This is a genomic window from Pseudomonas sp. CCI1.1, assembly GCF_034348165.1.
Taxonomy (GTDB): Bacteria; Pseudomonadota; Gammaproteobacteria; order Pseudomonadales; family Pseudomonadaceae; genus Aquipseudomonas; species Aquipseudomonas paracarnis.
In genome coordinates, this window is record NZ_CP133780.1 from 4997486 (window position 1) to 5010691 (window position 13206).

General features: G+C 61.2%; 12 protein-coding genes. 5 read left to right on the top strand and 7 right to left on the bottom strand.

Features of this window, described 5'->3' with window-relative positions; all coding sequences use genetic code 11:
• Window positions 1–3 precede the first annotated feature (3 nt).
• On the top strand, window positions 4–435 hold the full coding sequence (locus tag RHM69_RS22620; RefSeq protein WP_003187697.1) for an acyl-CoA thioesterase: 432 nt from the start codon (window positions 4–6) through the stop codon (window positions 433–435).
• A gap of 147 nt (window positions 436–582) precedes the next feature.
• Here RHM69_RS22620 and RHM69_RS22625 read toward each other — a convergent pair whose 3' ends face one another.
• The gene (locus tag RHM69_RS22625; protein ID WP_014716482.1) at window positions 583–1065 is read right to left on the bottom strand and encodes a glycine zipper domain-containing protein; all 483 of its coding nucleotides are present in this window, start codon (window positions 1063–1065) and stop codon (window positions 583–585) included.
• A 617-nt stretch (window positions 1066–1682) separates the two neighbouring features.
• On the opposite strand from RHM69_RS22625, the gene ltrA reads away from it, so the two are divergent.
• Window positions 1683–3104: a group II intron reverse transcriptase/maturase gene (gene ltrA / locus RHM69_RS22630; RefSeq protein ID WP_011805433.1), complete on the top strand. Its 1422-nt coding sequence runs from the start codon at window positions 1683–1685 to the stop codon at window positions 3102–3104.
• 229 nt (window positions 3105–3333) lie between these two features.
• On the opposite strand, the gene RHM69_RS22635 is transcribed toward ltrA, so the two are convergent.
• Window positions 3334–5682 (bottom strand): FdhF/YdeP family oxidoreductase, encoded by a 2349-nt coding sequence (locus RHM69_RS22635; protein ID WP_020302413.1) that lies wholly within the window; start codon window positions 5680–5682, stop codon window positions 3334–3336.
• Entirely contained in the window at window positions 5679–6518 is an 840-nt protein-coding gene (gene fdhD / locus RHM69_RS22640) for a formate dehydrogenase accessory sulfurtransferase FdhD (RefSeq protein WP_200599088.1), read from the bottom strand. Before fdhD ends, RHM69_RS22635 begins: the two co-directional genes overlap by 4 nt.
• A gap of 242 nt (window positions 6519–6760) precedes the next feature.
• Between fdhD and lysM the strand changes: the two genes are divergently transcribed.
• Window positions 6761–7201 (top strand): peptidoglycan-binding protein LysM, encoded by a 441-nt coding sequence (gene lysM / locus RHM69_RS22645; protein ID WP_003187704.1) that lies wholly within the window; start codon window positions 6761–6763, stop codon window positions 7199–7201.
• Between the two features lie 47 nt (window positions 7202–7248).
• Here the strand turns inward: lysM and yrfG are convergent, their stop codons facing one another.
• Window positions 7249–7911: a GMP/IMP nucleotidase gene (gene yrfG / locus RHM69_RS22650; protein ID WP_014716484.1), complete on the bottom strand. Its 663-nt coding sequence runs from the start codon at window positions 7909–7911 to the stop codon at window positions 7249–7251.
• Window positions 7912–7998: 87 nt separating this feature from the next.
• Between yrfG and nudE the strand changes: the two genes are divergently transcribed.
• Complete coding sequence (gene nudE, locus RHM69_RS22655) at window positions 7999–8565, top strand: ADP compounds hydrolase NudE (protein WP_014716485.1); 567 nt, start codon at window positions 7999–8001, stop codon at window positions 8563–8565.
• Window positions 8562–9398: a 3'(2'),5'-bisphosphate nucleotidase CysQ gene (gene cysQ, locus RHM69_RS22660; RefSeq protein WP_200599089.1), complete on the top strand. Its 837-nt coding sequence runs from the start codon at window positions 8562–8564 to the stop codon at window positions 9396–9398. The genes nudE and cysQ overlap by 4 nt, the downstream gene beginning before the upstream one ends.
• Before the next feature lie 127 nt (window positions 9399–9525).
• On the opposite strand, the gene RHM69_RS22665 is transcribed toward cysQ, so the two are convergent.
• Genes RHM69_RS22665 through RHM69_RS22675 form a run of 3 tightly spaced genes read right to left on the bottom strand, consistent with a single transcriptional unit; the run spans window position 9526 to window position 13198 of the window.
• Window positions 9526–9981, bottom strand: a complete 456-nt coding sequence (locus RHM69_RS22665) for a YiiD C-terminal domain-containing protein (RefSeq protein ID WP_200599125.1) — start codon at window positions 9979–9981, stop codon at window positions 9526–9528.
• Window positions 9982–10007: 26 nt separating this feature from the next.
• Window positions 10008–11393 (bottom strand): sigma-54-dependent transcriptional regulator, encoded by a 1386-nt coding sequence (locus RHM69_RS22670; protein ID WP_014716488.1) that lies wholly within the window; start codon window positions 11391–11393, stop codon window positions 10008–10010.
• Entirely contained in the window at window positions 11390–13198 is a 1809-nt protein-coding gene (locus RHM69_RS22675) for a sensor histidine kinase (protein ID WP_200599090.1), read from the bottom strand. Before RHM69_RS22675 ends, RHM69_RS22670 begins: the two co-directional genes overlap by 4 nt.
• Window positions 13199–13206: the final 8 nt, after the last annotated feature.

Sequence of the window (13206 nt, forward strand, 5' to 3'; positions counted from 1 at the left end):
CCGATGCCTGACTCAACGCCTGTGCGCGACGACTACCGCCACTTCCAACCGATCACCACGCGTTGGCACGACAACGATGCCTACGGCCATGTGAATAACGTCACCTACTACAGCTTCTTCGACACAGCCGTTAATACCTACCTGATCGAACAGGGCGGGCTGGATATTCATGACGGTGAGGTGGTGGGGTTTGTGGTGAGTTCGGCCTGCGATTACTTCGCCTCGATTGCTTTTCCCGAGCGCATTGAAATCGGCCTGCGGGTAGGCAAGCTGGGCAATAGTTCGGTGCAGTATGAGCTGGCAGTATTCAAGGCGGGCGAGCAGGAGGCGTGTGCGGCGGGGCGCTTTGTCCATGTGTTTGTGGACCGAGCCTCGAACCAGCCAGTGCCGATTCCGGGAATGTTGCGCGAAGCGATGCAGCGGCTGCTGGTTTGACGCACCTATAAGCAAAGCATCCCAAATGTAGGAGCCGGGCTTGCCCGCGATGGCGCAGTATCAGGCAGTACGTCTAAAACCTGATTCACTGCTATCGCGGGCAAGCCCGGCTCCCACATCGGATGTGTTCGTCAGAGCGCGGGTTTATCAGTCGCGATAACGGTGCTTGTTCTTGCGATGCCCATAGGCATGGCCGCGACCTGGGTGGCCATCGCGGTAGTAGCGACGATCGTCACGGTCGCGATCGCGGTAATGGCGGTTGTCGCGATCACTTTCGTTACCCATGTAGTTGCCTAGCGCGCCGCCCGCGCCACCGCCGGCCGCGGAGCCGATCAGTGCGCCGGTGCTGCCGCCGACGCTGCGGCCCACGACGTTACCGCCGGCTGCGCCCAATGCGCCACCAATGGCGGCTTCGCCACGGCTGCGTTTGTCGGCGCCGACTGCACTACCGCCTGCGCCGCCGAGGGCCGCGCCGATGGTCGAACCGGTGTTGCCGCCCAGCTGCTGGCCGACAACGGAACCTAGAACCCCACCCAATGCGCCGCCTACACCGGCTTCGGTGGTGCCGCCTGCCATGGCTGCGCCACTGACCAGGCCAAGGGACAACAAGAGAATCGAGGAGAACTTCATTCAGGGAAACCTCAAGGGATGACGGCGCGATCCTGAGGTTGTATCGAGGCGCTGACAATCGAAATCCGACCGGCGGCAGAGGTTGTATACAATTTGCTAAGCTACTGTTTTGTATGGGGAACTTAAGTCGTTTTACGGGTCTTTAGCTACTTCGGAACGGCCGCTTTTATGCAAAAGCGGCCTTTTTTTGGTGCGCCAGGCATGGCGCGTTGCGCGCAAGCGCAACCAGCTTGGCTGTGGTGGCCACGCTGGTGACTGGGAGGTGAAAGTCCTCTACACACCCGGCAAGGGGAAGTGTTAGCCAGAGGCAAGGGTGTCGCGGGTGACTGCGAATCTGAAGGAAGCCCGAGGCAAAATGCTGGCCTGACGAACAGGAAGCGGATAGAGGCGGCGCAGCGGGGTAAGAAGGCCAAAATCTTCAAAGCCCAATACTTGCACGGAACGCTGTGACGTAGATCCGACAGGCATAAGCAGGAAGGTCGCGCGAATTACCCTGGGAGATCTGCACGTTTGCCAGTGTGCTACCGAGCGTCGAGAGGCGATGGGATGAGCGTGCAGAAGTCAGCCGAAGCCGTAGTAAGTGGCGAATAACCGCGCCACCAAGGGCCGAACAGGTTATGCCGCCAGTAGGCGTCAGAGTCTCGTTGAATACCGAAATGCAGAAATTTCTCCAAGAGAAGACTGTGACTCCGAGTCCCGGACAGAATCCGAGGATGACGGCTGACAGCGCAAAGGTATCGACGGCATCTGTGACGTGGACGAACGCGGAGCCGGACACGCTGATGGCGCGGGTGCTTGCACCGGCCAACCTCAGACGTGCGTATCAGCGCGTGGTCAGCAACAAGGGCGCGCCGGGTGCCGATGGCATGACGGTCGACGACTTGGCGGACTACGTGAATCAGTATTGGCCGATCCTCCAGAGGAGGTTGCTGGCCGGCGAATACCACCCGCAAGGTGTACGCGCCGTCGACATCCCCAAACCCAAAGGCGGCACCCGACAACTGGGCATTCCCTGCGTCGTGGATCGCCTGATCCAACAGGCACTGCTGCAACAGCTCACGCCGATCTTCGACCCGCTGTTTTCGGATTACAGCTACGGCTTCCGTCCGGGCAGAAGCGCCCACCAAGCCATCGAGACAGCCCGCGCCCATGTGGCGGCAGGGCATCGCTGGTGCGTGGAACTCGATCTTGAGAAATTCTTTGACCGGGTCAACCACGATCTCCTGATGGCGTACGTGGCGCGCCAAATCGTAGATAAACGCGTGCTCAGACTGATCCGGCGGTACCTCCAAGCCGGTGAGATGTCGGGTGGGATCGCCAGCCGACGGCAGGAAGGGACGCCGCAAGGCGGCCCGCTCTCGCCGTTGCTGTCGAACATCCTGCTCAACGAACTCGACCGCGAGCTGGAACGGCGGGGTCATCGCTTCGTGCGTTATGCCGACGATGCGAACATCTATGTGCGCAGCCCTCGTGCTGGCGAACGAGTGATGGCCAGTGTTGAGCGCTTCCTGAATCAGCGCCTGAAACTAACGCTGAATCGGGATAAGAGCCGAGTAGCCGGGTCTTGGATGTGTGATTACTTGGGTTACGGGATGAGCTGGCATCAGCAACCGAGACTGAGAGTGGCGACGATGAGCCTGGGTCGCTTGCGCGACCGGCTCAGAGAGCTGCTACGTAAAGCGCGGGGCCACAAGGTGGCGACTGTCATCGAGCGGATAAACCCCGTGCTGCGCGGATGGGCGGGCTACTTCAAGCTGAGCCAGAGCAGACGGCCACTTGAGGAATTGGACGGCTGGGTGCGTCACAAGCTTCGCTGTATCGTCTGGCGTCAATGGAAGCGGCCCTCTACGAGGGCGCGCAACTTGATACGCTTGGGACTTAATGCGGCGCGGGCGTGGAAATCGGCAGTCAATGGCCGAGGCCCATGGTGGAACTCGGGAGCGCCCCATATGAATCAGGCGTTGCCGAAGAAGCTGTGGGACCGCCTCGGGCTGGTCTCGATACTGGATACGATAAACCGACTTAACCGTATAACCTGAACCGCCGTATACGGAACCGTACGTACGGTGGTGTGAGAGGACGGCGGATGTGAATCCGCCTCCTACTCGATTGCCTGCCGAATGTGTGGTGCTTGTGCTGGCCTCTTCGCGGGCAAGCCCGCTCCCACATCAGATCGGTCCACACAGTCTCAATGGTGAACCCATCCCAGTGTGGGAGCGGGCTTGCCCGCGAAAGCGTTAGTTCAAGCAACACATATCTCGGATCGAGTCAGGCCGAGCGCGCCATGATCAACCCACTGTCACTCGCCGCTTCCAAGCGAATCGCAACAAACTTGGACGTTGGCGTATGGCTACCGTCGCCAGTGCTTTCCAACGGCACCAACGGGTTCACTTCGGGGTAGTAAGCCGCCGCCTGCCCCGCCGGAATATCAAATGCCAGCAACGTAAAGCCCTTCACGCGGCGCTCACGACCGTCTTCCCACAGCGACACGATGTCTGCCTTCTGCCCCGGCTTGAAGCCCAGGCGGATGATGTCGGCTTCGTTGACGAACAGCACGTCACGTTGGCCTTTGACCCCGCGATAACGGTCGTCCAGGCCGTAGATGGTGGTGTTGTACTGATCATGGGAGCGCATTGACTGCATGATCAGGTCCGGCACTCGGCCCGTGGCGTGGGTGCGCTCATGGATCAGGTCTTTGGGCAAGATGTTGGGGCGGAAGTTGGCGCGACCTGAGGGGGTGTTCCAGCGGCGTGCGCCGGCGGAGTTGCCCAGATAGAAGCCGCCTGGATGTTTGATCTTTTCGTTGAAGTCCTTGAAGCCTGGGATGGTGTCGGCGATCAGGTCGCGGATGCGCCCGTAGTCGGCCACTAGCCAGTTCCAATCCACGGGCTTGCTGCCCAGGGTGGCGGCAGCAATGCCCGCCAGGATCGCCGGCTCGGACTTCATCAGTTTCGACAGCGGTTGCAGTTGGCCGTTGGAGCCGTGGACCATGCTGAACGAGTCTTCCACCGTCACCGCTTGCGGGCCGTCGGCCTGGATGTCTATGTCGGTGCGGCCCAGGCACGGCAAGATCAACGCATCTTTACCGTGCATCAGGTGGCTGCGGTTGAGCTTGGTGCTGATCTGCACGGTCAGGTCGCAATTTCGCAGCGCTTCAAAGGTGCGCGTGCTGTCTGGCGTGGCTTGGGCAAAGTTACCGCCCAGGCCGATAAAGACTTTGGAGCGGCCTTCAAGCATGGCGTGAATTGCTTCCACCACGTTATGGCCATTGTCGCGCGGCACCTGGAACTGGAAACGACGCTCCAGCGCGTCCAGAAACGCCACCGGTGGGCGTTCGTTGATGCCCATGGTGCGGTCGCCCTGTACGTTACTGTGGCCACGCACCGGGCACAGCCCGGCACCTGGGCGGCCGATATTGCCGCGCAGCAGCATCAGGTTGGCGATTTCCTGGATAGTCGGCACCGAGTGGCGGTGCTGGGTAATCCCCATCGCCCAGCACATGATTACATTCTTGCCTTTGGCGTACATGCGTGCCGCTTGCTCGATCTCCACCAGGGTCAGGCCGGACTGCTCGACGATCTCCTCCCACGAGGTGTCGTCGATCTGACCCAGGTATTCCAGGACGTTGGCAGTGTGCTCGTTGAGGAAGTCGTGGTCGAACACCGCTTCCTTGCCTTCGGCCAGGGCTTGGCGTTCCCACAGCAGCAGGAACTTGGCCATGCCACGCAAGATAGCCATATCGCCACCCAGCGCCGGGCGGAAGTAGGCGGTGTTGGTCGGCTTGTCGCCGTTGGTGAGCATTTCCAGCGGATGTTGCGGGTGCTGGAAGCGCTCCAGGCCGCGCTCTTTCAGCGGGTTGATACACACCACCTGAGCGCCGCGTTTCACCGCTTCGCGTAGCGGCTCGAGCATGCGTGGGTGGTTGGTGCCGGGGTTCTGGCCCCAGACGAAAATGGCATCGGCATGTTCGAAGTCATCAAAGGTCACAGTGCCTTTGCCCACGCCGACACTCTGCGCCAGGGCTACGCCGCTGGCTTCGTGGCACATGTTCGAGCAGTCCGGGAAGTTGTTGGTGCCAAAGGCGCGTACGAACAACTGGTACAAGTAGGCGGCTTCGTTGCTGGCGCGGCCCGAGGTGTAGAACTCGGCCATGTTCGGGCTGGGCAGTGCGTTGAGGTGCTTGCCGACCAAGTCGAAGGCGGCTTCCCAACTGATGGGCGTGTAGCGATCGGTCTCGGCGTCATAGCGCATCGGCTCGGTCAGGCGGCCCTGGTATTCCAGCCAATAGTCGCTTTGCTCCAGCAACGCTGTGACGCTGTGCTTGGCGAAGAAGGCCGCATCGACGCGGCGCTTGGTGGCTTCCCAGTTGACCGCCTTGGCGCCGTTTTCGCAGAACTTGACCATGCCGCTTTCCGGCGAGTCGCCCCAGGCGCAGCCCGGGCAGTCGAAGCCGCCGTTCTGATTGGTCTTGAGCATCATGCGCAGGTTTTTCAGGGCGTTGTCACTGGTCAGCCAGGCTTGCGCCACACTGATCAGAGCGCCCCAGCCACCGGCTGGGCCTTTATAGGGCTTGTACCGTGGGGTTGGGGTCTGGTCGGCTTGGTGGTGAAGGCTCATGGCTGGTGCTCCATCGCAGGGCTATAGACCCGTGGCGCGCTTTTTTGCGGCAGGTGGATGAGGTTGAGGTTGTGCCGGCGCGCCCATTGCAAGGCCAGGCCGGTAGGCGACGACAGGCTGACCAGGGTCTGGATGCCCGCGCGCAAGACTTTCTGAATCAATTCGAGGCTGCAGCGGCTGGTAACAATCGCCATGCCGCCGTCGGTCGGAATCTTTTGGCGGATCAACGCACCAATCAACTTATCCAGGGCGTTATGCCGGCCGATGTCTTCGCGACCCATCAGCAATTCACCCTGGCTGTCCATAAAAATCGCCGCATGCACGGCGCCGCTGTGCTGGCCCAGGGGTTGGAATGCGCTGATACGCTGGCGCAGGCCATCTAGCCACTGCGCGGGCGGCAAGGGTGCGCCGGGCAGTACCTGGAGGTCGGGCAATGCTTGTTCTACCGCTTCCACGCCACATAGACCGCAGCCGCTGGTGCCTGCCAATTGGCGGCGTTGCTGCTTGAGGTTCCAGAACGCACGGCTGGAAACCTGTACCTGAGCGTACTGGGCTGCGCCTGAACCGCTGATTTTCAGGTCATAAATGTCGTTAACGTCGGTGATAATGCCGCTGCCGAGGCTGAAACCTACAATGAAGTCTTCCAGGTCCGTAGGCGTCACCAGCATCACCGCCTGGCTGATATCGTTGTAGGCAATCGCCAACGCCACTTCTTCGGCCAGCGCAGTGCTGGCGACTTCCGTGTGTTCAAGATTGCAATAGTGATAGCTCTGGCTAGCGACGGGCGCGGTCGATTCGAGAGCGGGCGCCGCGCAGTGAGGGCGCTTGGCGTTCATGGGGCAGTACCACCGGCGGATTGATCAGTGTTTAGACTAGGCGCGACAAAGGGTCACGTCTAATCGCCAGTATTGATCTATTGATAGAGGGCGTCGATCAAGGTTCACCGGCGTTTGCGTCGGGCTTATTCCAGGCAGGGGTGAGTTGGATACTTTTGAGTCTTTAGCCAGTCTGGAACCCAAGTCGGCAGGACTGGTCTAGTCTTGGGCATCTGGAAATTAAATCCCAAGGAGAGCGCACCATGAGTATTTTTAGCTTTATCAAAGAAGCCGGCGAAAAGATTGTTGACCTGTTGACGCCGGGTAATGCGAACGCGAGTGAGCAGTTGAAGGAGCATGTGAGCAAGGTGGGCCTGGGTAATCCAAACGTGCAGACCACGGTGGATGGCGACAAGGTCACGGTGACCGGTGAAGTGGCCACGCAGGAAGAGAAAGAGAAGATCCTGTTGGCGCTGGGTAACATTGCCGGCGTGGCAAGTGTGGATGACCAGATCACTGTTACTGGCCCTGCGGTTACCGCTGCTCGCTTCGTTGTAGTGAAAAAGGGCGATACCCTCAGCGCGATTTCCCTGGCGGTGTACGGTAATGCCAACCAGTACAACAAGATTTTCGAGGCTAACAAGCCGCTGCTGTCGCACCCGGACAAGATCTACCCCGGCCAGACACTGCGCATCCCTGAGTAATACGCAGGGCAAAATGTGGGAAGGGGCGTGCTCCCTCCCACACTTGATCAAAGTCCGGCAATGAGATCTCGATAATCCCCCACTGCTAAAAATTCTGCGGTGTCCTTTGGTCCTTTCTTGCTATCAGGCTCTTTCACTGCCAGCAAATGACCGACCCCGAAATCCCGGGCGCTGCGCAAGATCGGCAAAGTGTCATCTATAAAGAGGCTACGGGCCGGGTCAAAGTGGATATCCGCTTGCAAGGCTTGCCAGAATTGCGGGTTTTCCTTGGGAAAACCGTAGTCGTGAGAGCTGATCAAACGCTCGAAATACGGCGCCAATTCAATGCGTTCCAACTTCAATGACAGCGAATCACGATGAGCGTTGGTGATCATGATCACGCGCTTGCCGGCCTGTTTGATCGCCGCCAGGAACGTATCGGCATCCGGACGCAGGGCGATCAGGTGGGCGGTTTCCAGCTTGAGTTCGCGCACCGGGATCTTGAGCTCGGCGCTCCAGAAATCCAGGCAATACCATTGCAACTGTCCGGCGTTACGCTCAAACAGCGGTTGCAGCTCCATCTCCGCCATGGCCTGGCTCACACCGTGCAGTTCGGCGTAGCGCTGGGGCAGGTGCTCCATCCAGAAGTGGTTATCGTAATGCAGGTCGAGCAGGGTGCCGTCCATGTCCAGCAGAACGGTGTCGATGGCGTGCCAGGGCAAAGAGGGCATGGTGGGGTCTCACGTAAGTAAAGATATCCGACACAGACAATCGGAAAAGCCACGGTATAGTAACCCGATCACGCCAAGGAGCCGTTTATGCGCCAGAAACCCACTGTCCTCGCCCGCGAAATAGTCGCCAGTAGCCGTTTGTTCCGCGTGGAGGAAGTGCAATTGCGCTTTTCCAATGGCGTTGAGCGCACCTACGAGCGTCTTGTCGGGCGCGGTACGGGCTACGGCGCCGTGATGATTGTGGCGATGATCGATGAAGACCATGCAGTGCTGGTGGAAGAATACTGCGGCGGCACTGACGAATATGAATTGTCGTTGCCCAAAGGCCTGATCGAGCCCGGCGAAGACGTGCTTGCAGCGGCAGACCGCGAACTCAAGGAAGAGGCCGGCTATGGCGCACGGCAGTTGGAGCACATCACCGAGCTGTCATTGTCGCCCGGCTATATGAGCCAGAAGATCCAGGTGGTGTTGGCTACCGATCTCTACGAAGAGCGCCTTGAAGGTGATGAGCCCGAACCGATGCGGGTAGACCGGGTTAACCTGCGTGAGCTGTCGGCGTTGGCGCAAAACGAGCAATTCAGCGAAGGTCGCGCCCTGGCGGCGCTGTATCTGGTGAGAGACCTGTTGACCCAGCGTGGAGCGTTCACCGCATGAGCGAACTGTTTTTAGGCCACCCGTTTATCGCCCCGGTTATTGAACTGGCTCGGCAGGCGGGTGAAGCCATCCTGCCGTACTGGCGTGCCGCGGTAGCCGTGACGTCCAAGGCGGATGATTCTCCCGTGACGGCTGCTGACCTGGCTGCCCACCATCTGATTCTCGCTGGCCTCACCGCGCTGGACCCAAGCATTCCAGTGCTGTCTGAAGAGGACGCCGATATCGATCAGAGCGTGCGTGCCGGCTGGCAGCGTTGGTGGTTGGTGGACCCTCTGGATGGCACCAAGGAATTCATTTCTGGCAGTGAAGAGTTCACCGTCAATATTGCATTGATCGAACAGGGCCGCGTGGTGTTCGGCGTGGTTTCGATACCGACCACTGGCCGTTGCTACTTCGGCGGCGCGGGCCTGGGGGCTTGGCGTTCGGACGTCAATGCCGCGCCCAAGCAGATTCAAGTGCGCCAGGCCAGGGCTGCGGGCGAAGCCTTTACCGTGGTGGCCAGCCGTCGTCATACCAGCCCTGAGCAGGAGCGTCTGTTAGATGGTTTGAGCGAGGGCTTGGGCGAGTTGAAACTGGCGAATATCGGCAGCTCGTTGAAGTTTTGTTTGCTGGCTGAGGGCAGTGCCGATTGTTATCCGCGCCTGGCGCCGACGTCGCAGTGGGATACCGCAGCGGCCCAGGGTGTATTGGAAGGGGCGGGGGGCGAAGTGCTGGAGTTGGATGGCAAGCCGTTCAGCTACCCGGCGCGGGAGTCGTTGCTGAACCCGTTCTTTCTGGCATTGCCAGCCAAGGCCGCCTGGCGTGATCGGCTGCTGACCCTGGCCAGATCTTAAGATCACTGCAGAGCAAAATGTGGGAGCGGGCTTGCCCGCGATGGCGGAGTGTCAGTCGTACAGATATTGGCTGATCCACCGCTATCGCAGGCAAGCCAGCTCCCACATTTGTTTTATGTAATGGCTGCTAGCGGTGCAAGACGTACTGGCCGGTAAAGACGACGGCACGCGCTGCACTGCCTTCATTCACAATCCACGTCTGCAGCGCCAACCGCGCCCGCCCATAGCGCTGATAGGTCGCCACAAAGCGCTTCCAAGTCTTTTCATCCGGCGCCGCGCAAATGGCTGTCGCGTTCTGGGTCACCGGCAGCGGGTAGCTGATCTGCCCTTCCTGAATCACGATGTGCCCGTCTTCAATCCCGGCTTCACGCAGCTTCAGGTGCAGCCAACCCCAACCCGCCAGCACGGCGCCGCAGTAGAGGCTGCCGCCAAACATGGTGCTCTTGTGGTTGATATTGGCTTGCAAGGGCAGGTGCAGTTGCAGCTGGTCCTGTTGCCAGTCGAGCACCCTGAGGCCCATTTCCCGGGTGAGTGGGATGTCATGGTGAAGGATGGATTCCAGGTAACGGCTATCGCGGCTCATGGCGGCCTCTTCGTAGGTGGACGATGTCATTCGTCATCGGCGCTCTGGCTGGCACTGTCGGCGAAGTTCAGGCCGTGTTTGCGCAGTTTGTCGTGCAAGGTTTTGCGCGGCACGCCCAGGGCTTCGGCGAGGCTGCGCACGGAGCTGTGGGGGCGGGTCAGTTCGGCGGCGATCAGGCTTTTTTCGAACTGTTCGACTTGCTCGCTCAGGCCTCCGGGCGTGGAGGTCAGCACGCCGGCGGCGGGATGGTCCTGGGCGTTATCCAGGGCCAACTCCAGGCCGAGGGCGAAACGCTCCGCGGCGTTTTGCAGTTCCCGCACATTGCCCGGCCAGCTGTGGCGCAGCAACAGCGCGCGCTGGCCCGGTTGCAGTTCGTGCAAGGGCAGGCCGTGGCGGCTGCTGGCCTCGTCGGCGAAGTGCTGGAACAGCATCAGCGCATCTTCACCCCGTTCCCGTAGCGGGGGAATGCGCAGCGGCGCCACATTGAGGCGGTAATACAAGTCGGCACGGAAACGGCCCTGATCGGCGGCCTGGCGCAGGTCTTCCTTGGTGGCGGCGATAATGCGGATATCCAGCGGGATCAGCTGATTGCCACCCAGGCGCTCCACGACGCGCTCCTGTAAAAGGCGCAGCAACTTGACCTGTACATCCAGGCTCATGCTTTCGATTTCATCGAGGAACAGCGTGCCGCCATTAGCGAACTCGAACTTGCCGATGCGGCGCTTTTGCGCGCCGGTAAACGCGCCCGGTTCATGGCCGAATAGTTCGCTTTCCACGACCGATTCCGCCAGTGCTCCGGCGTTGATCGCCACAAACGGGCCGCTGCGTCGGCTTGAGAGGTCGTGCAGGGCGCGGGCGACGACCTCCTTGCCAGCGCCGGTTTCGCCGAGGATCAGCACATCGGCCTTGGTCGCGGCCAGCGCACCGATTTGCTCGCGCAGGCGCAACATCTGTGGCGAGTGCCCTACCAGGCGCGTGCTCAGTTGCTGGCGATCGCTGAGGGCCAAGCGCAGGCTGCGGTTGTCCAGTACCAGCCGGCGCAGGGCCAGGGCGCGGCGCACGCTGTCGAGCAGCGCGTCGCTTGCGAAGGGTTTTTCCAGGAAGTCATAGGCGCCGGCACGCATGGCCTGCACCGCCAGCGGTACGTCGCCGTGGCCGGTGATCAGCAGCACCGGCAGGTCGGGGTCCTGGCCGTGCAGTTCGGCCAACAATTCCAGGCCGTCCATGCCGGGCATGCGGATGTCGCTGACCACCACGCCCGGCCAGTCTCGGGACAGGCGTGCGGTGAGCCCGGCGGCTTCGCCCAGGGGCAGGACGTTCAGGCCGGCCAGGTCCAGGGTCTGGCACAGGGCCTGACGCAGGTGTGGATCGTCGTCGATCAATACCACCTGAATCGAGTTGTCGATACTCATACACTGCGGTCCTCGGACGGTTGCAGACTGACGCCCGGCGAGCCGGCACGTAATTTCAAGGTTAACAGCGCGCCGCCTTCCTTGTGGTTGGCGAACAACAGTTCGCCGCCAAAGGCGCGCATCAGCGTGTCGCAGATCGCCAGGCCCAGGCCCAGGCCCTGGGTGCGCGTCTTGGTGGTGTAGAACGGCTCGCTGGCGCGGCCCAGGGCTTCCATGCAAAAGCCCGGGCCGTTGTCGCGAATATACAAGTTGACGCCATGGGGCGTGGTTTCGGCACTCAGCCAGAGTTTGCGTGGCGGGCCTTTTTCGGTGAGGGCGTCCAAGGCATTGGCCAGCAGGTTACCCAGCACCTGGCGCAGGCGGGTTTCACCAGCCTGCACCCACAGGGTTGCCTCTGGCAGGTCGCGGATCAACTCCACCTCCATCGAACGCCGACGCTTGGCCAGCAATGCCAGGGCGTCGTCCAGCGCCGGTTGCAAAGCCACGCTCTCCGGCGCATGCCGGTCGCGACGGGCGAATGCACGCAGGTGGGCGATAATCGAAGCCATGCGCCCGGTCAATTCGCTGATCAGCTTGAGGTTGCCACGGGCATCGTTGGTGCGCTCATGGTCGAGCAGGATCTCGGCGTTTTCGGCATAACTGCGAATCGCCGCCAGTGGCTGATTCAGTTCATGGCTGATACTCGCCGACATGGTGCCCAGCGCCGACAGTTTACCGGCCTGGACCAAGTCGTCCTGAGCGCGCACCAGTTCTTGCTGGGCGTGTTCGCGCTCCAGCACTTCCTGCTTCAGGCGCCGGTTCAGGCCCTCCAGGTCACTGGTACGCTCGGCCACGCGCATTTCCAACTCGCGGCGGGCCTTGGCTTCGAAGGCGATGCGTTCCAGGTAGTGCCGGCGGCGCTGCATCAGCAACCCCAGCAACAGCATCAGCACCAACAACGTGGCGCCGCCCACGGCAACGACCGTGCGCACCGGGCGGTTGATCAGCGAGCGCGGCGCGAGGATTTCCACGTTCCAGCCGGTCTCTGCGATGGCTGTGGATTGGCGCAGCCAAGCGCTGCTGCTGAGGCTCAGTGGCTGCGGGTCGCGGGTGGGGTAGGGCTGGATAGCAATGATGGCCTGGCGTTCTTCGGCGGTCAGTGGCCGCGTGGCGCGGAATCGCCATTGCGGGCGCGAAGTGAGGATCACCACGCCGTTGTGGTCGGTGACCAGCAATTGTTCCGGGGTATTGCCCCACAGGCTTTCGGTGTGGTCCAGGTCGACCTTCACCACCAGCACGCCGATGATGGTATCGCCGTCACGCACCGCGGCGGCGAAGAAGTAGCCGCGCTTGGCCGAGGTGGTGCCCAGGCCGAAGAACCGTCCGAGGCGCCCGGCCATGGCTTCGCTGAAATACGGACGGAAGGAAAAGTTGCGCCCCACAAAGCTGTCTTGCTTGTCCCAGTTGGAAGCGGCGAGGGTCTTGCCGGTGGTGTCCATCAGATACATCACCTCTACCCCGGCCTGGGCGGCGACGTCCTTGAGCAACTGGTTGGCATTGACCAGGTGGGTGCTGACGTGGGGCGCGCCCAATGCAGTGCGCAGGGCCGGTAAGTCCCCGAGGATCTGCGGCAGTATTTCGTAGCGGTGCAGGGTGCCCAGCAAGTTGGCGACGTAGAGGTCGAGGGTCTGGCGATTTTGCCCGGCCAGTTCGCTGCGGTAATAGCGCTCGGCCAAATGCTCCAGCGGCCACAACAGCGGTGCCAGGCACAGAGCCAGCAGGGCTAGGCTGCGCCAGCGGGGTCTTCGCGCAAGGGGTGGGGTCATGGAAGTCG